22 protein-coding genes are annotated in these 24,206 nt (G+C 59.5%); 17 read left to right on the top strand and 5 right to left on the bottom strand.

Annotation, left to right across the window (positions count from 1 at the left end; all coding sequences use genetic code 11):
• The first annotated feature begins 22 nt into the window (after positions 1-22).
• From ABH909_RS10290 to ABH909_RS10325, 8 genes are all read left to right on the top strand, one after another.
• A complete protein-coding gene (locus tag ABH909_RS10290; RefSeq protein WP_429439820.1) occupies positions 23-1,450 on the top strand; it encodes an ATP-binding protein in 1,428 nt (475 codons plus the stop codon).
• Between the two features lie 223 nt (positions 1,451-1,673).
• Positions 1,674-2,933 (top strand): AGE family epimerase/isomerase, encoded by a 1,260-nt coding sequence (locus ABH909_RS10295; RefSeq protein ID WP_429432817.1) that lies wholly within the window; start codon positions 1,674-1,676, stop codon positions 2,931-2,933.
• A gap of 117 nt (positions 2,934-3,050) precedes the next feature.
• Positions 3,051-4,358, top strand: a complete 1,308-nt coding sequence (locus tag ABH909_RS10300; RefSeq protein WP_429432819.1) for an ABC transporter substrate-binding protein — start codon at positions 3,051-3,053, stop codon at positions 4,356-4,358.
• Positions 4,359-4,514: 156 nt separating this feature from the next.
• Complete coding sequence (locus tag ABH909_RS10305) at positions 4,515-5,423, top strand: carbohydrate ABC transporter permease (protein ID WP_008155860.1); 909 nt, start codon at positions 4,515-4,517, stop codon at positions 5,421-5,423.
• Positions 5,416-6,261 carry a carbohydrate ABC transporter permease gene (locus tag ABH909_RS10310; protein ID WP_102616685.1) on the top strand — a complete coding sequence of 282 codons (846 nt, stop codon included), beginning with the start codon at positions 5,416-5,418 and terminating at the stop codon, positions 6,259-6,261. Before ABH909_RS10305 ends, ABH909_RS10310 begins: the two co-directional genes overlap by 8 nt.
• A 3-nt stretch (positions 6,262-6,264) precedes the next feature.
• On the top strand, positions 6,265-7,425 hold the full coding sequence (locus ABH909_RS10315; RefSeq protein WP_429432822.1) for an ABC transporter ATP-binding protein: 1,161 nt from the start codon (positions 6,265-6,267) through the stop codon (positions 7,423-7,425).
• Between the two features lie 220 nt (positions 7,426-7,645).
• Positions 7,646-8,992 (top strand): carbohydrate porin, encoded by a 1,347-nt coding sequence (locus ABH909_RS10320; protein WP_429432824.1) that lies wholly within the window; start codon positions 7,646-7,648, stop codon positions 8,990-8,992.
• 312 nt (positions 8,993-9,304) lie between these two features.
• Positions 9,305-10,159 carry a D-hexose-6-phosphate mutarotase gene (locus ABH909_RS10325; RefSeq protein ID WP_429432826.1) on the top strand — a complete coding sequence of 285 codons (855 nt, stop codon included), beginning with the start codon at positions 9,305-9,307 and terminating at the stop codon, positions 10,157-10,159.
• 108 nt (positions 10,160-10,267) lie between these two features.
• Here the strand turns inward: ABH909_RS10325 and ABH909_RS10330 are convergent, their stop codons facing one another.
• A complete protein-coding gene (locus tag ABH909_RS10330; RefSeq protein ID WP_173667542.1) occupies positions 10,268-11,128 on the bottom strand; it encodes a MurR/RpiR family transcriptional regulator in 861 nt (286 codons plus the stop codon).
• Positions 11,129-11,356: 228 nt separating this feature from the next.
• Between ABH909_RS10330 and zwf the strand changes: the two genes are divergently transcribed.
• The 4 genes from zwf (at position 11,357) to ABH909_RS10350 (ending at position 15,112) form a co-directional block, all read left to right on the top strand.
• Positions 11,357-12,826, top strand: coding sequence for a glucose-6-phosphate dehydrogenase (zwf, locus tag ABH909_RS10335; protein WP_048395673.1), 1,470 nt, complete (start codon positions 11,357-11,359; stop codon positions 12,824-12,826).
• Entirely contained in the window at positions 12,813-13,526 is a 714-nt protein-coding gene (gene pgl / locus ABH909_RS10340) for a 6-phosphogluconolactonase (RefSeq protein ID WP_429432828.1), read from the top strand. The genes zwf and pgl overlap by 14 nt, the downstream gene beginning before the upstream one ends.
• Before the next feature lie 17 nt (positions 13,527-13,543).
• The gene (locus ABH909_RS10345) at positions 13,544-14,209 is read left to right on the top strand and encodes a bifunctional 4-hydroxy-2-oxoglutarate aldolase/2-dehydro-3-deoxy-phosphogluconate aldolase (protein ID WP_429432830.1); all 666 of its coding nucleotides are present in this window, start codon (positions 13,544-13,546) and stop codon (positions 14,207-14,209) included.
• A gap of 177 nt (positions 14,210-14,386) precedes the next feature.
• The gene (locus tag ABH909_RS10350) at positions 14,387-15,112 is read left to right on the top strand and encodes an intradiol ring-cleavage dioxygenase (protein ID WP_429432832.1); all 726 of its coding nucleotides are present in this window, start codon (positions 14,387-14,389) and stop codon (positions 15,110-15,112) included.
• Positions 15,113-15,114: 2 nt separating this feature from the next.
• Here ABH909_RS10350 and ABH909_RS10355 read toward each other — a convergent pair whose 3' ends face one another.
• Entirely contained in the window at positions 15,115-16,296 is a 1,182-nt protein-coding gene (locus tag ABH909_RS10355; protein WP_429432834.1) for an aminotransferase class V-fold PLP-dependent enzyme, read from the bottom strand.
• A 25-nt stretch (positions 16,297-16,321) separates the two neighbouring features.
• Positions 16,322-16,558: a DUF3820 family protein gene (locus tag ABH909_RS10360; RefSeq protein ID WP_007949456.1), complete on the bottom strand. Its 237-nt coding sequence runs from the start codon at positions 16,556-16,558 to the stop codon at positions 16,322-16,324.
• Positions 16,559-16,768: 210 nt separating this feature from the next.
• On the opposite strand from ABH909_RS10360, the gene ABH909_RS10365 reads away from it, so the two are divergent.
• The 4 genes from ABH909_RS10365 (at position 16,769) to ABH909_RS10380 (ending at position 20,450) form a co-directional block, all read left to right on the top strand.
• A complete protein-coding gene (locus ABH909_RS10365; RefSeq protein ID WP_429432836.1) occupies positions 16,769-17,236 on the top strand; it encodes a ferritin-like domain-containing protein in 468 nt (155 codons plus the stop codon).
• A 157-nt stretch (positions 17,237-17,393) separates the two neighbouring features.
• Positions 17,394-19,382 (top strand): FUSC family protein, encoded by a 1,989-nt coding sequence (locus ABH909_RS10370; protein ID WP_429432838.1) that lies wholly within the window; start codon positions 17,394-17,396, stop codon positions 19,380-19,382.
• Positions 19,369-19,575, top strand: a complete 207-nt coding sequence (locus ABH909_RS10375; RefSeq protein WP_008069143.1) for a DUF1656 domain-containing protein — start codon at positions 19,369-19,371, stop codon at positions 19,573-19,575. The genes ABH909_RS10370 and ABH909_RS10375 overlap by 14 nt, the downstream gene beginning before the upstream one ends.
• Before the next feature lie 11 nt (positions 19,576-19,586).
• On the top strand, positions 19,587-20,450 hold the full coding sequence (locus tag ABH909_RS10380) for an efflux RND transporter periplasmic adaptor subunit (RefSeq protein ID WP_008069141.1): 864 nt from the start codon (positions 19,587-19,589) through the stop codon (positions 20,448-20,450).
• 200 nt (positions 20,451-20,650) lie between these two features.
• Here the strand turns inward: ABH909_RS10380 and ABH909_RS10385 are convergent, their stop codons facing one another.
• Both ABH909_RS10385 and ABH909_RS10390 read right to left on the bottom strand, forming a co-directional pair.
• Positions 20,651-21,121 carry a MaoC family dehydratase gene (locus ABH909_RS10385; protein WP_007902410.1) on the bottom strand — a complete coding sequence of 157 codons (471 nt, stop codon included), beginning with the start codon at positions 21,119-21,121 and terminating at the stop codon, positions 20,651-20,653.
• 44 nt (positions 21,122-21,165) lie between these two features.
• Positions 21,166-22,110: a lysophospholipase gene (locus tag ABH909_RS10390; RefSeq protein ID WP_429432841.1), complete on the bottom strand. Its 945-nt coding sequence runs from the start codon at positions 22,108-22,110 to the stop codon at positions 21,166-21,168.
• A 258-nt stretch (positions 22,111-22,368) separates the two neighbouring features.
• Between ABH909_RS10390 and fadD2 the strand changes: the two genes are divergently transcribed.
• Positions 22,369-24,057, top strand: coding sequence for a long-chain-fatty-acid--CoA ligase FadD2 (fadD2, locus tag ABH909_RS10395; RefSeq protein ID WP_429432843.1), 1,689 nt, complete (start codon positions 22,369-22,371; stop codon positions 24,055-24,057).
• Positions 24,058-24,206 lie beyond the last annotated feature (149 nt).

The raw sequence follows: 24,206 nt of genomic DNA on the forward strand, positions 1-24,206 counted from the left end.
CAAGCTCGCCGGACGGGTGCCGGTGCCGCGCTCGCTGCTCGGGCGCATGTTGCTGCTGACCCTGCTGGCGGTGCTGTTCGCACAGGCGTTGTCGAGCGTCATCTGGGTGTCGCAATTGCGCGCCACGCAGCTCGAAGGTCTGGTCACCAGTGCTCGCAGCCTGGCCCATTCGATGACGGCCAGCGTCAGTTATTTCCGCTCGTTGCCGGTGGCATTTCGGCCGCTGGTGCTCGATCAGTTACGCAGCATGGGCGGCACCCGGTTCGTGGTGACCCTCAACGACAAACCCTTGGGCATGGAAGTGCTGCCGATCACCCCGCGTAAAGCAGCGGTGCTCAAAGCGGTGGACGAAGTGCTGCGCCAGTCTCTGGGCCAGGACACCGATATCTCAGTGACCTTCGTCAGCCCCGAAGACCTGCGGATTTTCAACGGTGGCCTGAAGCTCGATGAGTTGCCGCGCTCTTGGGCTCATTACGCGTTGACCCTGGAACCGGTGAACCCGCCGGTGCTGGTCACGCAAATCCAGATGGCACCGGGGGAATGGCTGTACATCGCATCGCTATTGCCCGAGCCCTACACCAGCCTTGAGGAACAAGGCCTGCCGGCGCAGCAGGTCTGGTTCATTGTGCTCACCAGTGGTTTCTTACTGTTGTTCATCGGCCTGTTGGTGCACTGGCAGAGCCGGCCCCTCAAGCGCTTGGCGCGGGCGGCGCGGGACATGTCTTTGGGTGCTGAAGTCGAACCGGTGGCGGAGGGCGGCGGCAGTGAAGTGGTGGAAGTGGGGCGCGCCTTCAATGCGATGCGCGAGCGCATCAGCCGTTACCTGACTGAGCGTAGCCAATTGTTCAGCGCGATTTCCCATGACTTGCGCACGCCGATTACCCGGCTGCGATTGCGGGTCGAATTGCTTGAAGACGAAAAGCTGCAAGCCAAGTTCGGTCGCGATCTGGATGAGCTGGAGTTGCTGGTCAAAGGCGCGCTGCAATGCGTGAAGGACACCGACATTCATGAAAACATCGAGCCGGTGGACCTCAATCATGTACTCGACTGCCTGGTGGAACCGTATCTGGCGCCCAACGGCAATGGTCGCGTGACCCAGCATGGCCGGGCGCTGGCGCCGTATCCCGGCAAGCCACTGGCGCTCAAGCGTTGCATAGGTAACCTGATCGACAACGCCTTGAAATATGGGCAGAACGCGCATCTGCACATCGATGACGACGAAAGCGCGTTTGTCCTGCATGTCGACGATGAAGGGCCGGGCGTGCCGGAGCAGCGTCTGGAGCAGGTGTTCGAACCGCACTTCCGTTTGGCCGGGCAGCAGCAGGGCTATGGCCTGGGGCTGGGGATTGCGCGCAACATTGCCCATAGCCATGGCGGTGAAGTCAGCCTGCAGAACCTGCGTGAAGGCGGGTTGCGGGTGACGTTGCAGTTGCCGCGATCTGTCGATTGAGAAGATCAAAAGATCGCAGCCTTCGGCAGCTCCTACAGAGTTTGTGTCCGCTCGATATTCACGGGTGTACGCGATTCCTCCGTAGGAGCTGCCGAAGGCTGCGATCTTTTGATTTTGCTTTTTTTGTCACGACTCTGTGACAAAAGCCGCCCCCTTCGTTACCTGCCCGCCATCGTCCGTTGTTTAGACTGCCCCCAGTCATAACAACAAAAAAGGTCTTCCCATGGACACCTTCCAACCTGCCTTCAGCAGTTGGCTGAACGCACCTGCCCATCAGCAATGGCTCGCCACCGAAGGCCTGCGCCTGTTGGCGTTTGCCAAGGCTGCAAAGCTGGCCGAAGGCTTCGGCAACCTTGATGAAAAAGGTCGTCTGCTGGCCAACGCGCAAGCCGAAACCATGAACACCGCACGCATGACCCACAGCTTCGCCATGGCCCACATCCAGGGCCTGCCGGGTTTTTCAGAGTTGGTGGATCACGGCATCCAGGCCCTCAGCGGGCCGCTGCGTGATGCCGAACACGGCGGCTGGTTCGCCACGCCCGAGCACCGCGACGGCAATACCGGCAAAGCCGCTTACCTGCATGCCTTCGTGGCATTGGCCGCGAGCTCTGCGGTGGTCGCCCAACGTCCCGGCGCACAAGCCTTGCTCGACGATGCGATTCACATCATCGACAGTCATTTCTGGAGCGAGGAGGAGGGCGCCATGCGCGAATCCTTCAACCGCGACTGGAGCGTCGAGGAAGCCTATCGCGGCGCCAACAGCAACATGCACGCCACCGAAGCCTTTCTCGCCCTGGCCGATGTCACCGAGGACAACCGCTGGCTGATTCGCGCCCAGCGCATCGTCGAGCGCGTCATTCATGATCATGCCGCGGCCAATGATTATCTGGTGGTCGAGCATTTCGACCGCGACTGGCAGCCGTTGCGCGACTACAACCACGACAACCCGGCTGACGGATTTCGTCCTTACGGCACCACACCGGGCCATGGTTTTGAATGGGCGCGGCTGTTGCTGCATCTTGAAGCGGCGCGGGTGCAGGCCGGGATACTCACGCCGGGCTGGCTCGCCACCGATGCGCAAAAACTCTTCGAGCACAATTGCCGTCACGGCTGGGCCGTCGATGGTGCACCAGGCATTGTCTACACCCTCGACTGGGATAATCGCGCGGTGGTTCGCCATCGCCTGCATTGGACCCATGCCGAAGCGAGCGCTGCCGCCAGTGCACTGCTCAAACGCACCGGTGATGAACAATACGAGCGCTGGTACCGACTGTTCTGGGAATTCTGTGACAGTCATTTCATCGACCGCTGCGATGGCAGTTGGCATCACGAACTCGATCCGCTGAACCGTCCGAGCGCCGATGTCTGGGCGGGCAAACCCGACCTGTATCACGCCTGGCAAGCCGTTTTGATTCCGCGTCTGCCGCTGGCGCCGAGCATGGCCAGTGCGCTGGCGCAATTGTCCCGCAGCGTTGCTGTGTAACCATGTAGTGACATTCGCGCGTCCCTTCGTTACCTGCGAAGGGGCATCCCCTGTTTAGAATCCTATGCAGCGCAAGCACCAGACTTGCATGCATAACAACAAGAAAGGTACTACTAGATGAATGCGATTTCTCGCCTCGCTACTGTCATTTCTCTCGCTTCACTGCTTCCTGTTGCTGCATTCCCCGTCAGTGCCCTTGCCGCCGATGCCAAAGGTTCGGTGGAAGTCGTTCACTGGTGGACGTCTGGTGGTGAAAAAGCAGCGGTCGATGTGCTCAAGGCCCAAGTCGAAAAAGACGGCTTCACCTGGAAAGACGGCGCAGTCGCCGGCGGTGGCGGCTCCACGGCCATGACCGTACTCAAAAGCCGCGCCGTGGCCGGTAACCCGCCGGGCGTTGCCCAGATCAAGGGGCCGGACATCCAGGAGTGGGGCAGCACTGGCCTGCTCAGCACCGACACCCTCAAAGAGGTTTCCAAGTCCGAAGGCTGGGATAACCTGCTGATCAAGAAAGTCTCCGACACCGTGAAATACGAAGGCGATTACGTCGCCGTGCCGGTGAATATCCACCGCGTCAACTGGCTGTGGATCAACCCGGAAGTCTTCAAGAAAGCCGGGATCGAAAAAGCGCCGACCACCCTCGAAGAATTCTATGCCGCTGGCGACAAGCTCAAAGCCGCCGGCTTCATCGCACTCGCTCACGGTGGTCAGCCGTGGCAGGACAGCACCGTGTTTGAAGATGTGGTGCTCTCGGTCATGGGGGCCGACGGGTACAAGAAAGCCCTGGTCGACCTGGACCAGAAAACCCTCTCCGGGCCTGAGATGACCAAGGCCTTCACCGAGCTGAAAAAAATCACCGGCTACATGGACCCGAACCGCGCCGGTCGTGACTGGAATATCGCAGCTGCCGACGTCATCAACGGCAAGGCCGGCATGCAGATGATGGGCGACTGGGCCAAGAGCGAATGGACCGCGGCGAAGAAAGTCGCGGGCAAGGATTACCAGTGCGTGCCATTCCCGGGCACCGAAAAAGCCTTCACCTACAACATCGACTCGATGGCTGTGTTCAAGCTCAAAGCCGATCGCAAAGGCGACATCGCGGCCCAGCAAGACCTGGCCAAGGTCGCTCTGGGCAAAGACTTCCAGAAAGTCTTCAGCATCAACAAAGGCTCGATCCCGGTGCGTACCGACATGCTTAACGACATGAGCGCGCTGGGCTTCGATTCTTGCGCTCAAGCGGCGGCCAAGGATTTCCTGGCTGACGAGAAAACGGGCGGCCTGCAACCGAGCATGGCGCACAACATGGCCACCTCCCTGGCTGTGCAGGGCGCGATCTTCGATGTGGTCACCAACTTCATGAACGACAAGAACGCTGACCCGGCCAAGGCCAGCGCGCAACTGGCCTCGGCTGTCAAAGCTGCCCAGTAACTCCTGACACTGCGTGCCCCTGTGGGAGCGGGCTTGCTCGCGAATGCGGTCTGACATTCAACACGAATGTCGACTGATACACCGCCTTCGCGAGCAAGCTCGCTCCCACAAGGGATCGCCGTGCCGATTTCATTCCTCTTCACCTGGATTATCCCGATGAGCTCTGTGGCGGTTTTCAGCAAAGCCTCACCGTTCGACGCATTGCAGCGCTGGCTTCCCAAGCTGGTTTTGGCGCCAAGCATGCTGATCGTCCTGGTTGGTTTTTACGGTTACATCATCTGGACATTTGTTCTGTCCTTCACCAATTCCAGCTTCATGCCGAGCTACAAGTGGGTCGGCCTGCAGCAATACATTCGCCTGATGGACAACGATCGCTGGTGGGTCGCGAGCAAGAACCTCGCGGTGTTCGGCGGCATGTTCATCGGCATCAGCCTGGTGCTGGGGGTGTTCCTCGCCGTGCTGCTGGATCAGCGCATTCGCAAGGAAGGCTTCATCCGCACCGTTTACCTGTACCCGATGGCGCTCTCGATGATCGTCACCGGTACCGCGTGGAAATGGCTGCTCAACCCAGGCCTGGGCCTGGACAAAATGCTGCGTGACTGGGGCTGGGAAGGCTTCCGTCTCGACTGGCTGGTGGATCAGGATCGCGTGGTGTATTGCCTGGTGATCGCCGCTGTGTGGCAAGCCTCCGGGTTTGTGATGGCGATGTTCCTGGCCGGCCTGCGTGGGGTCGATCAATCGATCATCCGCGCGGCGCAAGTCGACGGTGCGAGCCTGCCGACCATCTACTTGAGGATCGTATTGCCGAGCCTGCGCCCGGTGTTCTTCAGCGCCTTCATGATCCTGGCGCACATCGCGATCAAGAGCTTCGACCTGGTGGCGGCCATGACCGCGGGTGGCCCGGGCTACTCGTCTGACCTGCCGGCGATGTTCATGTACTCCTTCACTTTCAGCCGTGGCCAGATGGGCATTGGTTCGGCGAGCGCCATGATGATGCTCGGCGCGATCCTGGCGATTCTGGTGCCGTACCTGTACTCCGAATTGCGAGGCAAACGCCATGAGTAATCAACTTGGCAAACCGGGCATCAGCTTTAGCCGCATCGCGATCTACGCAACTCTGTTGCTGGCCGCAGCGATCTATTTGGTCCCGCTGGTGGTGATGCTGCTGACCAGTTTCAAATCCCCGGAAGACATCCGCACCGGCAACCTGTTGAGCTGGCCGCAAGTGATTGATGGCATCGGCTGGATCAAGGCCTGGGATAGTGTCGGCAGCTACTTCTGGAACTCGGTGAAAATCACCGTGCCAGCGGTCCTGATCTCTACGTTCATCGGTGCCATGAACGGCTACGTGCTGTCGATGTGGCGCTTCCGTGGTTCGCAACTGTTCTTCGGCCTGTTGTTGTTCGGCTGCTTCCTGCCGTTCCAGACCGTGCTGCTGCCAGCCTCGTTCACCCTCGGCAAGATCGGCCTGGCCAACACCACCACAGGCCTGGTGCTGGTGCACGTGGTCTACGGCCTGGCGTTCACCACGCTGTTCTTCCGTAACTACTACGTGAGCATTCCGGATGCGCTGGTCAAGGCAGCGCGGCTGGATGGCGCGGGCTTCTTCACGATTTTCTGGAAGATCCTGCTGCCGATGTCGATCCCGATCGTGATGGTCTGCCTGATCTGGCAGTTCACCCAGATCTGGAATGACTTCCTGTTCGGCGTGGTCTTCGCCAGTGGCGATGCCCAGCCGATTACCGTGGCCCTGAATAACCTGGTCAACACCAGCACCGGGGCCAAGGAATACAACGTTGATATGGCCGCCGCGATGATCGCCGGGCTGCCGACACTGCTGGTCTACATATTCGCTGGCAAGTATTTCCTGCGTGGGCTGACGTCCGGCGCGGTCAAGGGGTAGAACATGGCAACTCTCGAATTACGCAACGTCAACAAGACCTACGGTGCCGGCTTGCCGGACACCCTGAAAAACATCGAACTGAAGATCAATGACGGTGAGTTCCTGATCCTGGTTGGTCCATCGGGCTGTGGTAAGTCCACGCTGATGAACTGCATCGCGGGTCTGGAAAACATCAGCGGCGGCGCGATTCTGGTGGACGACGCCGACATCAGCGGCATGAGCCCGAAAGATCGCGACATCGCCATGGTGTTCCAGTCCTACGCGCTGTACCCGACCATGAGCGTGCGCGACAACATCGCGTTCGGCCTGAAGATTCGCAAAATGCCCACCGCCGAAATCGACGAAGAAGTCGCTCGCGTGGCCAAGCTGCTGCAAATCGAACACCTGCTCAGCCGCAAGCCGGGCCAGCTTTCCGGTGGTCAACAACAGCGCGTGGCCATGGGCCGGGCGCTGGCGCGGCGGCCGAAGATTTACCTGTTCGACGAACCGCTTTCCAACCTCGACGCCAAGTTGCGCGTCGAGATGCGCACCGAAATGAAACTGATGCACCAGCGCCTGAAAACCACCACGGTCTACGTGACTCACGACCAGATCGAAGCCATGACCCTGGGCGACAAAGTGGCGGTGATGAAGGACGGGATCATTCAGCAGTTCGGCACGCCGAAAGATATCTACAACAACCCGGCCAACCTGTTCGTGGCGAGCTTCATCGGTTCGCCGCCAATGAACTTCATCCCCCTGCGTTTGCAGCGTAAGGAAGGTCGTCTGGTGGCGCTGCTCGACAGCGGTCAGGCGCGCTGCGAATTGCCGCTGGGCATCCAGGACGCCGGGCTCGAAGACCGCGAAGTAATCCTCGGCATGCGCCCGGAGCAGATCGTGCTGGCAAACGGCGAGCCGAATGGTTTGCCGACCATTCGTGCCGAAGTGCAGGTCACCGAGCCGACCGGGCCCGACACTTTGGTGTTCGTCAACCTCAACGACACCAAGGTCTGCTGCCGCCTGGCACCGGACGTCGCGCCGGCCGTGGGCGAGACCCTGACCCTGCAATTCGATCCATCGAAAGTGTTGTTGTTCGATGCCAAGACCGGTGAACGCCTGGGGGTGGCCGGCCTGCCCAAAACCGAAGCTCACAGCGCCAACGTGGCCCAATTCAAAGGCCGCTGAAGAATCAAATGTGGGAATGGGGTTGTGTGGGAGCCGGGCTTGCCCGCGATCAAGCGACTCGGTTTTACGTTGAACCGAGTTGATGCCATCGCAGGCAAGCCAGCTCCCACAAAAGCCCGCTCCCACAGGGGGGATTCGCGGTGGGTGGGGACATCCGTCGCAATCGATGTAAACCGCGTTCGATAAAAACAGTTAATAACAATAAAACGAGGATGTAGGGATGAAGAAGAACAACAACGCTCAGCTTATCTGCCAGTTGTCAGCGCTTGCGATGATGACTATGGCCGGTAGCGCACACGCGGCTGAGGCGTTCAGTGCCGACTCGCAGTGGATGACCGGGGATTGGGGCGGCGAGCGGACCAGGCTGATCGAGCAAGGTATCGACATCAAGGCCGACTACGTTGGTGAAGTGGGCGCCAACCTGCATGGCGGCTACAACGACGACAAGACGGCACGTTACGCCGACCAGTTTGGCTTGGGCGTGGCGCTGGACCTGGAAAAACTGTGGGGCTGGGATAACACCCAGGCCAAGATCCAGCTCACCAACCGTAACGGTGAAAACATCTCCAATGACCGTGTCGGCGATCCGCGTGCCGGTACCTTGAGTTCTTCCCAGGAAGTCTACGGCCGTGGCCACATGGTCCGACTGACCCAACTGTGGATCAAGCACCAGTTCCTCGACGGTAAACTGGATATCAAGGCGGGTTACTTCGGCGAAGGCGAAGATTTCAACACCTTCCCTTGCGAGTTCCAGAACCTGGCTTTCTGCGGTTCACAAGTGGGTAACTGGGCGACCAACATCTGGTACAACTGGCCGGTCATGCAGGCAGCGGTTCGTGTGAAGTACAACATCACGCCCGAGTTCTATGCGCAGATTGGCGCGTACAACCAGAACCCGTCGCAACTTGAACACGGTAACGGCTTCAAGCTCAGCGGCAGTGGTACCGAGGGTACCGTCTTGCCGGTTGAATTGGTCTGGTCGCCGAAGGTCAACAACCTGCCGGGCGAATACCGTGTCGGTTACTACAAGAGCACGGCCAATGCCGACGACGTGCGTAAAGACGACAACGGCGACGATGCGGCAACCAGCGGCAACGCCTATCGCAGTCACGATAGCAAGCACGGCTACTGGTTCGTGGCGCAGCAACAACTCACCACCCACAACGGTGATGCTTCGCGCGGTCTGAACATCGCGGCCAACGCCACATTCCACGACAAGGACACCAACATCGTCGACAACTACCAGTCGCTGATGTTCGTGTACAAAGGCCCGTTCGATGCGCGTCCCAAAGATGATGTCGGAATCGGTTTCGCCCGTATCCATGTCAACGAAGATGTGAAGAAAAACGCCGAGTTGGTCAACGCCGCCAATGGCGTCAGCGACTACAACGATCCGCTGTTCTCGCCACTGCGTTCCACCGAGTACAACTATGAGATCAACTACGGTTTCCACGTTACCGATTGGCTGACCGTGCGTCCTAACCTGCAATACATCACTCACCCGGGCGGTGTGGATGAAGTCGACAATGCTCTGGTGGCTGGTCTGAAAATTCAGTCGGTGTTCTGACGCTGTTGCGATAAGCTCCTCTCTATGTGCGCATTTTTGCGGACGGCCATGGCTGTCCGCTTTTTTTTGGGGCTGATCCGCCAGGCGGCTGGCGAAAGCATTGTGGCGAGGGAGCTTGCTCCCGCTTGGCTGCGAAGCAGTCGTAAACGCGGCGAATGCGGTTTTGCCTGAAGCACCGCAGTGAATGGTTTTAGGGCAGCTTCGCAGCCCAGCGGGAGCAAGCTCCCTCGCCACAGAGACATTCACTGGCTACAAAAGCGCTGTTGTTTTCAGAGATGGTGAGTACACCCATGATTTTCAGGACCGCGGCACATGCTTGAGCATCCGCTACAACGCTTCTTCAAATCCTTGCGCGAACGTCCGGTGTTTGCGTGGGAGCGCTATCAGATGCGCGATGTGTTGGTAATCGATCATCCGCTGTGTCAGGCGGTGTTCAGTCGGCAGGGCGCGCAATTGCTGCACTTCCAGCCAAAGGGGCAGAAACCCTGGCTGTGGTGCGCGGCGAAATGGCCGCATGTCGGTGCGATTCGCGGCGGCGTGCCGGTGTGCTGGCCGTGGTACGGCCGTCATCCGAGCGAAAACGCCTGGCCGTCCCATGGCTGGGCGCGTTTGCTCGACTGGAAACTGCTCGACAGCAGCAGTGATGATGATGGCGTGCACCTGCACTGGCAGCTACAGCTGTGCGACTGGCAAGTGGATTTGCACGCGCATCTGGGCGAACGCATGGATTTGCACCTGAGCACCGAGCATCAGGACGACATGCCGTGCCAGTTGAGCCAGGCGTTGCACGCCTATTGGCGTATTGGTGACGTGGCCGAGGTAGCGCTGTCTGGGCTCGACGGCGCGCAAGGTTACGACCAGTTGAGTCGCCAGGTTTGTCAGCAGGAAGGCGAGTTGCGGGTCGACGGCGGTTGTCAGCGCGTGTTCCAGCATGACGGCGAATTGCAGCTCAAGGACCACGCCTGGCAGCGGCAATTGTGCATCGACACCGGTGATCATGCGGACACGGTGGTCTGGCATCCCGGCTCGCGACCGTTGCTGGGCGTGAGCTGGAACGAGGTTTTAGAGTTTGTTTGTGTGGAAGCCGCGAGTGGCGGCACCGATAGCTTGAGCCTGGCGCCGGGGGAGCGGGCGCATTTGAGTTTGCAGGCGCGGGTCGGGGTTTAGGGAGATCAAAAGATCGCAGCCTCGCTTCGCTCGACAGCTCCTACATGGGATTGGCGTAAACCTGTAGGAGTTGTCGAGCGAAGCGAGGCTGCGATCTTTTAAGGTGGACTAATTGAATTCATCCCCAATCGGATACCGACTGGCATTCAGGCTTTCCTTGATCTTGCGCAAATGCGGCTGGAAATCCACGCCCCGGCGCAGGGTCATGCCGGTGGCGAGTACATCGAGCACAGTCAGTTGAATGATCCGCGACGTCATCGGCATGTAGATATCCGTGTCTTCCGGCAGCGGAATGTTCAGGCTCAAGGTGCTGGCCTTGGCCAGCGGCGAACCCTCGGCCGTCAGGCCCAGCACTGAAGCGCCGTTTTCCCGGGCAATGCGTGCCACTTCCACCAGTTCGCGGGTGCGGCCGGTGTAGGAAATGATCACGAACAACTCACCGGTGTGGGCCACCGAGGCAATCATGCGTTGCATCAGCACGTCGGCATGGGCGGTCACCGCCAGGTTGAAACGGAAGAACTTGTGCTGCGCATCCAGCGCCACCGGAGCCGAAGCGCCGAGGCCGAAGAAGTGGATCTGCCGGGCCTGGATCAGCAGGTCGACGGCACGGCTGATCAGGTTCGGATCAAGCGCCTGCAACGCACTGTCCAAGGAGGCGATGGCGCTGCCGAAAATCTTTTTTGTATACGCTTCCGGATTGTCATCGGCTTCAACTGCCCGGCTGACATACGCCGCGCCACTGGCCAGGCTTTGGGCCAGTTGCAGTTTCAGTTCCGGGTAACCGCTGACGCCGAACGAGCGGCAGAAACGGTTGACCGTCGGCTCGCTGACCTTCGAGGCCTGGGCGAGGGCGGCAATGCTGAACCGGGTGGCCTGCTCCGGGTTGAGCAAAATCACTTCGGCGACTTTGCGTTCAGCCTTGTTCAGGTCTTCAAGGCGATTCTGGATCTGTTCCAGTAAATTTCGCACGCGATCCATTTAATGTTCCTTAGGTCAGCAGCGCAAATAAGCGTTCGACTAATGCAAATTGGGCCTTTGATACGGCCCATAACGGTGGCCTATCCTACTGATGGCTCCGACCGACCACCACTCGGAATCTGTATTTTGCGAAAATGTTGTGGTTATTACTACATTTTCCCTTGAGTGATGCCTTGAAAAAAGGTATTTGTAGCTTAACTTGATAAAAGAACAAACATCATGCCTTCGATTACGGTTGAACCTTGCACCTTTGCCTTGTTCGGCGCTCTCGGCGATCTGGCCCTGCGCAAGCTGTTTCCTGCCCTTTATCAGCTCGATGGCGCCGGCCTGCTTCATGAGGATACGCGCATTATCGCGCTGGCCCGTGAACCCGGCAGCGAGCAGCAGCATCTGGCATTCATCGCCACTGAACTGCGCCGTTACGTGGGCGCCAAAGAGCTGGATGAAGCGGTGGTCGAGCGCTTTCTGGCCCGTTTGAGCTACCTGCACGTCGACTTCCTCAAGGCCGACGATTACGTCGCCCTGGCCGAACAGGCCGGCAGTGCCCAGCGGGTGATTGCCTACTTCGCCACCCCGGCGGCGGTGTATGGCGCCATTTGCGAGAACCTGTCGAAGGTTGGCCTGACCGAAAACACCCGCGTGGTGCTGGAAAAACCCATTGGTTCGGACCTGGAATCCTCGCGCAAGGTCAACGACGCCGTGGCGCAGTTCTTCCCGGAGAACCGCACCTACCGCATCGACCACTACCTGGGCAAAGAGACCGTACAAAACCTGATCGCCCTGCGTTTCGCCAACAGTCTGTTCGAAACCCAGTGGAACCAGAATTACATCTCCCACGTGGAAATCACCGTGGCCGAGCAGGTCGGGATCGAAGGCCGTTGGGGCTATTTCGACAAGGCCGGGCAGCTGCGGGACATGATCCAGAATCACCTGCTGCAATTGCTCTGCCTGATCGCCATGGACCCGCCGGCCGACCTGTCCGCCGACAGCATTCGCGATGAGAAAGTCAAAGTCCTCAAGGCGCTGGCGCCAATCAGCCCGGAAGGCCTGACCACTCAAGTGGTGCGCGGCCAGTACATCGCCGGGCACAGCGAAGGCAAATCGGTACCCGGGTATCTGGAAGAGCCTAATTCCAACACCCAGAGCGACACCGAAACCTTCGTCGCCCTGCGTGCCGACATTCGTAACTGGCGCTGGGCCGGCGTGCCGTTTTACCTGCGCACCGGCAAGCGCATGCCGCAGAAACTGTCGCAGATCGTCATCCACTTCAAGGAGCCGTCGCACTACATCTTCGCCCCTGAGCAGCGCTTGCAGATCAGCAACAAACTGATCATCCGCCTGCAACCGGACGAAGGCATTTCCTTGCGCGTGATGACCAAAGAACAAGGCCTGGACAAGGGCATGCAGCTGCGCAGCGGTCCGTTGCAGCTGAATTTTTCCGACACCTATCGCAGCGCGCGGATTCCCGACGCCTACGAACGGTTGTTGCTGGAAGTGATGCGCGGCAATCAGAATTTGTTTGTCCGTAAAGATGAAATCGAAGCCGCGTGGAAGTGGTGTGACCAGTTGATCGCCGGGTGGAAAAAGTCCGGCGATGCGCCCAAGCCGTACGCGGCCGGGTCGTGGGGGCCGATGAGCTCCATTGCACTGATTACGCGGGACGGGAGGTCGTGGTATGGCGATATCTGAATTGAAACTGCCTCAGGGCGTTAGCGCTCATGAGTTCAAAAGCCCGGTGTTGCTGGCCGAAGGCCTGGCATTGACGGTGGCCAAGCAATTGGGCGACGCCATTGCCGCACAAGGCGCGGCGACGCTGGTGGTGTCTGGCGGGCGCAGCCCGGTGGCGTTTTTCCAGCATCTGGCCAAGCAGGCGCTGGACTGGTCGAAAGTGGTGGTCAGCCTGGCTGACGAGCGCTGGGTGCCGGTGGAACATGCCGACAGTAATGCCGGCCTGCTCAAGCGTTACCTGTTGCAAGGCCCGGCGGCCAAGGCTCAGTTCCTGAACCTCTACAGTGCCACCGCCAACCTGGAACAGGCCGCCGAGCAGGCTGATCGCTTGCTCGCCGAATTGCCGCCGATCGACGTGCTGGTGCTGGGTATGGGTGACGACGGTCATACCGCGTCGCTGTTCCCCAACAGCCCGAACCTGGCCGAGGCCTTGAAAGTCGATGGCGCCCGTCGCTGCTGGCCGATGCTGGCGCCGACCGTGCCCCATCAACGCCTGACCATGAGTCGCGCGCTGCTGGCTTCGGCGAAGCACACCGTTCTATCGATTTCCGGTCAGTCCAAGCTGACCACCCTGAAGGCCGCACTGGCCGGTGACGATGTCGCCGCCATGCCGATTCGGGCGTTTCTGCAACCTACGTTAGAGATTTACTGGTGCCCATGAACCAAGGATCAGCCGCTATGACAAACACATCCCCGACCGTTTCCATGGCGGACAAAGTTGCCCTGATCGACAGCCTCTGCGCCAAGGCGCGGATTCTGCCAGTGATCACTATTGCCCGTGAACAGGACGTGCTGCCGTTGGCCGACGCCCTGGCGGCCGGTGGCCTGACGGCGCTGGAAGTGACCCTGCGTTCGCAGTTCGGCCTCAAGGCGATCCAGATCCTGCGCGAGCAGCGTCCGGAACTGGTGACCGGTGCTGGCACCGTACTGGATCGCGGCATGCTGGCGGCGGCCGAAGCGGCCGGTTCGCAATTCATTGTCACGCCGGGCATTACCCGTGATCTGCTTGAAGCCAGTGTCGGCAGCCCGATCCCGTTGTTGCCGGGCATCAGCAATGCCTCCGGCATCATGGAAGGCTATAGCCTGGGTTATCGCCGCTTCAAGCTGTTCCCGGCGGAAGTCAGCGGCGGCGTTGCGGCCATCAAGGCTCTGGGCGGTCCATTCGGCGAAGTAAAATTCTGCCCGACCGGTGGCGTCAGCCCGGCCAACATCAAGAGCTACATGGCGTTGAAAAACGTGATGTGCGTGGGCGGTAGCTGGATGCTTGACCCCGAGTGGATCAAGAACGGCGACTGGGCCCGCATCCAGGAATGCACCGCCGAGGCGTTGGCCCTGCTGGACTGATTAACCTGATTTTTACCAAACACTTCGTTGTGTGTTCTACGGCTTTACGGTGCACTTGGTCGGTGCACCGTTTTTTTTGCCAAAAAGAAACCGTAGGAAAAAAAGCGATACATAGTTACCGCCTCTCGTCGCTCGTCCGGCGTTAACCTGCGTTCATCTTATGGAAGAGAGAACGTCATGGAAGACAACACTGTAATTACATCCCCTCCACCGGTCTGCCAACTGTCACCCGAACAGATCGCCGGCCCATATTTTCGAAATCCGAAACTAATCAGACGCAACATCAGCGAAGGCATGGATGGCATCCCCTTGGTGCTGCGGCTGACGATCGTCGATGCAATGACCGCTCAACCGGTGACAGGCGCTTTGGTCGATATCTGGCATTGCAACGCGCGCGGGGCGTATTCGGGGTGGAGCAAGGTCGACCCGGATAAGGAAGTCGACGTCGATAGCATCGGTTCGATCCCGCGCACCGATGACGATACCTACCTGCGCGGCGGGCAATTTACCGACCACCAGGGTGTGGTGCGTTTTACCACCCTCTATCCCGGTTTTTATGCTGGCCGTGCCCTGCATATTCATGTGGCGGTACGCATCACCGCCGGCAACAACTACCTGGAAGAACGGCATGTCGCCTGGGTCGGCCAGCTGTACTTTCCCGAGGTAGCCTCGCGGGCGGTACTCAATGCTCGCGAGTACCGTGGGCGTGGCATCTGCGCGCTGAACAACGAGCAGGATGAGTTCTATCAGGGCATGGGGGGTGAAGCCTCGACCTTGAATATCCATGCCATCGGTCGAGACTCGAATGACGACGGCTTTTTCGGGCACATGACCATCGGTGTCGATACGTTTGCGGTGTCATCGCAAATCAAGCCTGGGGACTTCGACAAATACACCGTGTGACCTCAGCGCAATTCAGTCAGCGCCCGTGCCAGCCAATCCATGTCGGCTGCGGTGGTGGTGAGGCCCGGCGTGATGCGGATGCACGGGCCACAGGCGGCACCGCTGCGCATCACGGTAAACAGGTTGTAGTCGTTGAGCAGGCGCTCGACCAGCGCCTGCTGATCGGCATGCCGGGTAAAGCGCATCGAGGTGATGGCGCAATACAGGTGTGGGTCATCCGGGGTCATGACTTCAATGCCCGGTAACCCCCGAACGGCATCGACCCATCGGTTGCGCAGGTAATTGAGCCGCATGCCCTTGGCGACGGAACCGCCCATGGCGTGATGTTCTTCGAACACCAACGGCAGGGTCAGCAGGGCCGGAATATTGGGTGTGCTGTAGGGCGTGCGGGCGCGAATGTCGGTGACCGGGAAATGCATCTCGCCCATGTCCGGGTCAATATCGGCCAGGCGCTCGGGGGCGATGTAAATGAAGCCCAGCGTCAGCGGCGCACCGATCCACTTGTGCAAGTTGTAGCCCGCAAAAGCGATGCCCAGTTTCTCGAGATCGAACTCGATCTGACCGAGAGCATGGGCGCCGTCGAGGATCACATCGATCCCATGTTCCCTGGCGGCAGCGGCAATCGCCTGCACCGGCATGACCAGTCCGGTGCGATGGGTGACGTGGGTCAGTGCCATCAGCTTCAGGCGCGGATAACGCACGAAAGCTTCGCGGTAAGTGGTGAGTAAACTGTCGAAACTGGCGGGGTGGCGGTGTTCGATCTCGATTACTTCCACCCCTCGATAGCGTGCCAGCCAACGCATCGCGCCCTTGACCGTGTCGTACTCCAGATCGCCCATCAGCACCTGATCGCCCGGTGCCAGGCGATTGTAGTTGCGGATCAGCGATTGCAGGCCATCCGAAGCGTTTCGGGTGAAGGCAACGGCTTCGGCGGGGGCTCCAATTAGCTCGGCCAGCTGCGCACGAATCTTAACGCTTTCGCCCTGTTCGAAGCGCTGGCGCACATGCACCGAGTTGCCGCGGTTGATGAGTTCGATGTTGCGCTGATACTCCTCGACCACGGTGCGCGACATGCGCCCGAAATAACCATTTTCCAGGTTCAGGGGGCCGGGTTCGACAGCGTAACGGTCGGCAAAGGTTTGCCAAAAGGCTTCATCGCGGGTACGGCGGGTGTTATCGGGCATGAGCAACTCGGCGAGATAGGGCGGGTCAGTGGCGAGGCGCGGGTTTACCGTGTTTGGCGCGTAGGGGCTCGAGCAGTTCCGACAAACCGTTGTGGTCGATTTCCTGCATCAAAGCCAGCAAACCGCCCAGTTCACCGTGGGGGAAACCTTCGCGAGCGAACCAGTTCAGGTACTGACCGGGCAGGTCAGCGATGATGCGGCCCTTGTATTTGCCGAAGGGCATTTCGCGGGTAATCAGCAGTTCGAGCTTTTCGGGATTCATCATCAGTCATCTTGATTCAAGGCAGTCTGGAAAATACAGGCATTCTGCATGCAGGCCAAATGACAGATCATGCAAAAAAAGCGGATTTACATACAGATTCCTCGCTAAAATCTAAGCAATTGAAATATAAGTAGAAAGTCATCAATTCAAAGCTGGCATGCAGGCTGCAACTACTTAATGCATCTTTCATCAACCGCAAGGAACTGAAAAATGACCGACATTAATAAAGAAGCGATCTCTGTACTCAACGACCTGATAGAAACCTGTAAAGACGGTCAGGAAGGGTTCAAGACTTGCGCTGAAGACATCAAGCATCCAGAACTCAAAAACCTGTTCGTTCAGCGCTCCGCCGATTGCGCTGCAGCCGCTGCGGAGTTGCAGGCCGCTGTGCGTTCCTTGGGCGGTGATCCGGAAACCTCCACCAGTGTCAGCGGCGACCTTCACCGTCGCTGGGTCGACGTGAAGGCGATGTTCACCGGCAAGGATGAAGAAGCGGTGTTGAACGAAGCCGAACGCGGTGAAGATCATGCGCTGAATGTTTACAAGGACGCACTGGAAAAAATCAACAAACACAACCTGGTGAGCATTCGTGACATGGTCGAGCGTCAGTACCATGGCGTGCAACGCAACCATGACCAGGTGAAAGCCCTGCGTAACCAGGCTCGCGCACGCTCATAAACGTTCGTTACCTGTCAAAAACGCCAGCCAGTCTGGCGTTTTTTTATGTTCGGGATTTAACACTGGACGGGATATAGATAGCTAGCTAATAATTTGTCATTCAAATTATCCCGCCTAACCCGGCTATCGTTAAACCGTCCTTTCAAGAGTGTCCTACGTGCCTATCACTTTGCAGGCGTTGTTTGCGCCTGACCGCCGCGCCGTGCAGTTCGCGATCAAGACTTTGATCGGCGGCGGCCTGGCACTGTGGCTGGCGTTGCGCTGGGGGCTGGAGCAACCGTCGTGGGCGTTGATGACGGCATTTATCGTCGCCCAACCGTTGTCCGGGATGGTGGTGCACAAGGGTTTGGCACGGCTGTTGGGTACGCTGGTCGGGACGATCATGTCGGTGGTGTTCATGGGCCTGTTCGCTCAGACGCCCTGGCTGTTTTTGCTGGCGTTGGCGTTGTGGCTCGGGCTGTGTACGGCGAGTTCGACCTTGCTGCGCAGCGCCTGGTCCTATTCCTTCGTGTTGGCCGGTTACACGGTGGCGATCATCGCATTGCCAGCCATTACCCATCCGCTGACAGTGTTCGATCAAGCCGTGGCGCGCTGCACGGAAATCTGCCTGGGAATTCTCTGCGCCACCGCTGCCAGTGCGTTGCTCTGGCCATTGCGGGTCGAACGGCAACTGGCGGACCAGGCCCGGGCAGCCTGGCAAAGCGGCATGAATGCCGCGCGTGCGACGTTGGCCGGCGACGCTCAGGCGCGTAAAGGCTTGCTGGAAATACTCGGGAAAATCGTCGCGGTCGATGCCCAGCGCGAGCATGCCTGGTTTGAAGGTAGCCTCGGTCGGCAACGAGCGCGGGCCATCAGCGGTTTGAGTCAGAAGCTGTTGATGCTGTTGCGCATCGCCCGTTCGGTACGCCGTCAATGGAATCAATTGGAACTGCTCGAAGCCGAGCAACTGATGCCATGGATGACCGAGGTTCAAGAAGCGATTGGCGCTTGTGATACCGCGCAGTTGCAAGCCTTGCGCCCGAGATTGCTCGACGCCTCCCACGATGCACGCATCAGCGCCGCGCAAAGTTACTGTCTGGCCCGTTTCACTTTGTTGCTTGATACCGCCATGGCGGCCTGTACTGCATTGAAGGCGGTGCAGGAGGGGCGTGAAACGGTCGACCCGCCGAGAACCCTGACGCCGCACCGTGACCTGTCATTGGCACTGGTCTTTGGCGCGCGCAGTGCGCTGGCGTTTCTGGTGGTGTCGGGTTTCTGGCTGGCGACGGCATGGCCTGCGGCGTCGGGCGCTCTGGTGCTGACGTGTGTGGTGTGCAGTCTGTTTGCCAGCCGCGAGAATGGGGCGCAAATCGGCATGAGCTTTCTGCGTGGCATCCTGCTGGCGATTCCATCGGCGTTTATCGTCGGGCAGATTTTGCTGCCGCAATGGAGCGGGTTTGCGCTGCTGTGCATGGGCATGGGCGTGCCGCTGTTTCTCGGCGCGCTGGGCATGGCCAATCCGCAGATCGGCGCCACGGCCACGTCCTTCTGTCTGCACTTTATTGTGCTGGTTTCACCGCTGAACACGATGAAGTTCGATGTCGCGAATTTCTTCAATAGCGCTCAGGCCATGCTGATCGGTGTCGGCGCTGCCGTATTGGCGTTTCGCTTGCTGATCATGCGTAACCCGACATGGCATGGCCGACGCTTGCTGGCGGCGACCCTCGCCGATCTGGTGCGTCTCACCCGACGCAATCTACGCGGTGCCGAAAGCTGGTTCGGCGGGCGCATGGCCGACCGTTTGCTACAACTGGCGCGGCATTATCCCGAGTTGCCGGAGCCGGCGCGCAGCCGCTGGGATGACGGCTTGCTCGGCCTGGACATCGGCGATGAGTTGCTGCATTTGCGTTTGAGTCTGGCGGCCGCCCAGGTGCCGGTCAGTGCGCCCCAGCGGCGTTATCTCGAGCAACTGGAAAAAATCCTCGAGCAAGGCCCGGCCGGCAATCGCGCCGAGGCGCTGGCGCAACCCAGCGAAGCGTTATTGAAAACCTTGTACGCGTTGCCGCCCAGCGACGCGGTGAAACTCGCCCAGGGCGCGGTGCTGCAATTGCAAAGCAGCTGGCGTGCCTGGTGTCACCAACAGGAGCAAAGCCATGGGCTTGCGTGAGTGGTCGGTGGGCGGCGTGCTGCTCAGTCCGTTTCTGATTGATGTGTTGCTGGCGTTGCTGGTGACCGGAGCGTTGCGCATGGTCTTGCGCCTGACCCCGGTCGGTCGCTGGATCTGGCACGAAGCATTGTTTGATTGCGCCTTGTACGTCTGTGTATTGACCTTGATCACCGTCGTCCTCGGGCCTTTATAAAGGAGTTGAATATGCGTACATCCGTACGTGTCGCGATAACCCTGAGCCTGACGGCGCTGGCAATTTTTGCCGGCTTCCATCTGTGGCAGTACTACATGTTGACGCCCTGGACACGCGACGCGCGGATCCGCGCCGACGTCGTAGTCATCGCCCCCGACGTGTCTGGCTGGGTGCGAGAGCTCAAGGCTTTCGATAACCAACAGGTCAAGGCTGGCGATGTGTTGCTGAGTATCGACCGTGATCGTTTCGAAGCCGCGCTGGAGAAGGCGCAAGCGGTGGTGCAGACCCGTCAGCAGCAACTCGGATTGCGTGAACACGAAGCCAGCCGCCGAGCCAGTCTCGGGCCACAGGCGATCAGCGCCGAACTGCGCGAGAACGCGCAAATCAATGCTGGCATCGCCCGGGGTGAATTGCGCGAAGCTCAGGCTGAAGCCAAGGTCGCGCAACTCAACCTGACTCGTAGCGAGGTGCATGCGCCGCGCAGCGGTCACGTCACCAACCTGCGTCTGGCACAGGGTAATTACGTGAATGCCGGGCAACCGGTGATGGCGTTGATCGACGATTCGACCTTTTATGTGCAGGCGTATTTCGAAGAAACCAAACTGCCGCGAATTCGCGTCGGCGATCCGGTCAAGGTCTGGCTCATGAGCGCCGGGGAGGCGTTGCAGGGGCACGTCGAAAGCATCAGTCGCGGGATTACCGACCGCAATACCACGCCCGATGGGCAGTTGCTGGCCGAGGTGGAACCGACATTTAACTGGGTGCGCCTGGCGCAGCGGATTCCGGTGCGGATCAAGCTCGACACGTTGCCTGAAGGGATCAGTTTGAGCGCGGGGATGACGGCGAGTGTGCAGGTGCAGGAGGGGCATCAATAATCGCAGCGCTGCGGTCCACTGTGGCGAGGGAGCTTGCTCCCGCTGGGGTGCGAAGCGCCCCCAAATCGGACGCCTCGACGCACCTGATCAGGCGCAGTGGCAGCTATTTTACGACTGCTTCGCAGCCGAACGGGAGCAAGCTCCCTCGCCACAAGAAGCCCCCGCAGAAAGCCCATCCGGGCCACTGATGAGCGGTGAGGTCAGCCGATGCTGATCGCCGGCAACGTCGGCAACGTCACGGTCTGTTGCTTGCGCGGCGCCAGAATCTCTGCCTCGCCATCCACGACCAACTCATCGCGCTGGTTGAACACCCGGGTAGCGATGCGTACACGAAACTTCGGCAGTTTCTCGAGAATTTCCAGGCGCACAGTCAGCGTGTCGCCAATCTTTACCGGCTTCTGAAAGCTCATCGTCTGACCGATATAAATCGTCCCCGGCCCTGGCAACTCGCAAGCCACCGCAGCGCTGATCAACGCGCCGCTGAACATGCCGTGGGCGATACGCTCCTTGAACATGCTGGCGGCGGCGAACTCGGCGTCCAGGTGCACCGGGTTGTGGTCGCCGGACATTGCGGCGAACAACTGAATATCGCGCTCTTCGACGGTCTTGCTGTAGCTGGCGGTCTGGCCGACTTCGAGGGCTTCGTAAGGCGTATTGGTAACCTGGGTCATCTGTCTCGATTCCTGTGACGAATTAAAAAAATCCACAAAAAAAACTATTCGGTCCTGGGTGGCCGGTGAGCGCTCAAGGCCTGGGCGATCCAGTTCAGCGCATCGGCAGTCACTTCATCGCGATTGATTTCATTGAACAGTTCATGCCGGGCCTGCGGGTAAATAGTCAGCTGCAGGTTCTGGCAGCCAGCGTCGCGCAGGGCGTGGGCCAGATCTTTCAGACGTTTGCCTTCGCTCACCGGATCACATTCGCCGCCGATCACCAGCAGCGGCAGGCCCGGATCGATCTGGGCGAGATTGGACGCTTTGCTGATTTGCTGCAAGCCGCCGAGCAAATCGATCCACAGTTGATTGGTGCAGCGAAAGCCGCAGAGCGGGTCATTGGCGTATTTGTCGACTTCGGCCGGGTCGCGGCTCAGCCAGTCGAACGGCGTGCGCGCCGGTTTGAATTTCTTGTTGAATGAGCCAAACGACAGCCATTCGATCAGCGCACTGCGCCCTTTGGGCCCTTGGCGCAGGCGTTCGAGGCGAGCTATCTGTCGCGCTGCGCGATAGAGCATCACGGGCTGGAAGTTCGAGCCACTGAGAATCGCCCCGTGCAGGCTGGCGCTGTGGTGCAGCAAATAGGCCTGGGCGATGTAGCTGCCCATGCTGTGGCCGAGCAACACGATCGGCACGCCGGGATGCTGTTGGCCGATATGTTGGTTAAGGCTGGCCAGGTCGCCGACCACTTTGCACCAGCCATCATCATCGGCGAAATGGCCCAAGGTGCCGTTTTCGGCAGTTTTGCCATGTCCGCGCAGGTCGGGCGCATACACACCGTAATCCCGATCACAGCAGGCTTGCGCCAGGCGGGTGTAACGACCGCTGTGTTCTGCCATGCCGTGGGCCAGCAGGATCACCGCCTTGAGTGGCGCGGCCGGCAGCCACTGGTTGACGAAGAGGCGGCTGCGGTCACTCGCGGTCAGCCAGAAAGTGTCGTGGATCATGGCGATTCCTTTGCGTTGGGCTGCATGAGGCTGCCGGGTGGAAAACAGCCTCGATGCATTGTATAGCGCATCCCGTCGCCTACCGTCTGATCAGGCCTCGGCTGGGCAGCAAGATTCACGCGATCAATGACGATCGTGCGCATATTTGCCTGATTCGTTATAGCTGCTAGTGTCCGGGAAGCACCGCTTTTTTGCTTTCTGTTTTTGATAAAGGACGCAAAGCGGCTCGGATAGGCTCAGGTAAAGAGGACAAGAACAATGCAACCTGATTTCTGGAATGACAAGCGCCCGGCCGGCGTGCCCCTGGATATTGACCTTGGGGCCTATAAGTCGGTGATCGAGGTGTTCGAGCGTTCCTGCAAGAAATTTGCCGACCGCCCGGCGTTCAGCAACATGGGCGTGACCCTGACCTACGCCGAACTGGAACGCTACAGCGCCGCGTTTGCCGGTTACCTGCAAGCCCACACCGACCTGGTGCCGGGGGATCGCATCGCGGTGCAGATGCCCAACGTCCTGCATTACCCGATTGCCGTGTTCGGTGCCTTGCGCGCCGGGCTGATCGTGGTCAATACCAACCCGCTGTACACCGCGCGGGAGATGCGTCATCAGTTCAAGGACTCCGGTGCCCGGGCGCTGGTGTACCTGAACGTGTTCGGACAGAAGGTCCAGGAAGTGCTGCCCGACACCGACATTCAGTACCTGATCGAAGCGAAGATGGGCGACTTGATGCCCACCGCCAAGGGCTGGCTGGTCAATACCCTGGTGAGCAAAGTCAAAAAGATGGTGCCGGACTATTCCTTGCCGCAGGCGATTTCCTTCAAGAGCGCGCTGCGTCTGGGCCGGGGCCTGGGCATCAAACCACTGAAGGTCGGCCTCGACGACATCGCCGTGCTGCAATACACCGGCGGCACCACTGGCCTGGCCAAAGGGGCGATGCTGACCCACGGTAATCTGGTGGCGAACATGCAACAGGCGCGCGCGTGTCTTGGGCAATTCGGCACCGACGGCCAGCCGCTGCTGCGCGAAGGCCAGGAAGTGATGATCGCGCCGCTGCCGCTGTACCACATCTATGCATTCACGGCGAACTGCATGTGCATGATGGTGACCGGCAACCACAACGTGCTGATCACCAATCCACGGGACATCGGTAACTTCATCAAGGAACTGAAGAACTGGCGGTTTTCGGCGCTGCTGGGGCTCAACACGCTGTTCGTGGCGCTGATGGACCATCCCGACTTCAAGACTCTGGATTTCTCCAGCCTCAAACTCACCAACTCCGGTGGTACCGCGCTGGTCAAGGCCACGGCCGAGCGCTGGGAACAGCTCACCGGTTGCCGCATCACTGAAGGTTACGGCCTGACTGAAACCTCGCCGGTGGCCTGCACCAATCCCTACGGCGACAAGTCGCGCATCGGCACGGTTGGCCTGCCGGTGCCAGGCACAAGCCTGAAAGTGATCAACGATGAAGGCGTCGAGCAGCCGCTGGGCGAGCGTGGCGAACTGTGCATCAAGGGCCCGCAGATCATGAAAGGCTACTGGCAGAAACCCGAAGCCACTGACGAAGTGCTGGACGCCGACGGTTGGTTCAAGTCCGGTGACATTGCGGTGATCGACCCGGACGGTTTTGTGCGCATCGTCGATCGCAAGAAAGACATGATCATCGTCTCGGGCTTCAATGTGTACCCGAACGAGATCGAAGACGTGGTGATGGCTCACCCGAAAGTCGCCAACTGCGCGGTGATCGGCGTGCCGGACGAGCGTTCGGGGGAGGCGGTGAAGTTGTTTGTGGTGGCCCGTGAATCAGGTGTCAGCCTTGAAGAGCTGAAGGCCTACTGCAAGGAAAACTTCACGGCGTACAAAGTCCCCAAGCACATCGTCTTGCGAGAGTCGTTGCCGATGACGCCGGTGGGCAAGATTCTGCGGCGGGAGTTACGAGAGATCGCCTGATCGTTGAATGGCTGCTTCGTGCGGATCGCGGGCAAGCCTCGCTCCCACAAGTTTAGTGTTGTGCACAAAGAGTGTGTACGACACGGACTTGTGGGAGCGGGCTTGCCCTAATGCCAGTCAGTTAAGCATGCGAAACCTGTGGGAGCGGG

The sequence above is a fragment of the Pseudomonas sp. BS3782 TE3695 genome (assembly GCF_050435305.1).
Taxonomy (GTDB): Bacteria; Pseudomonadota; Gammaproteobacteria; order Pseudomonadales; family Pseudomonadaceae; genus Aquipseudomonas.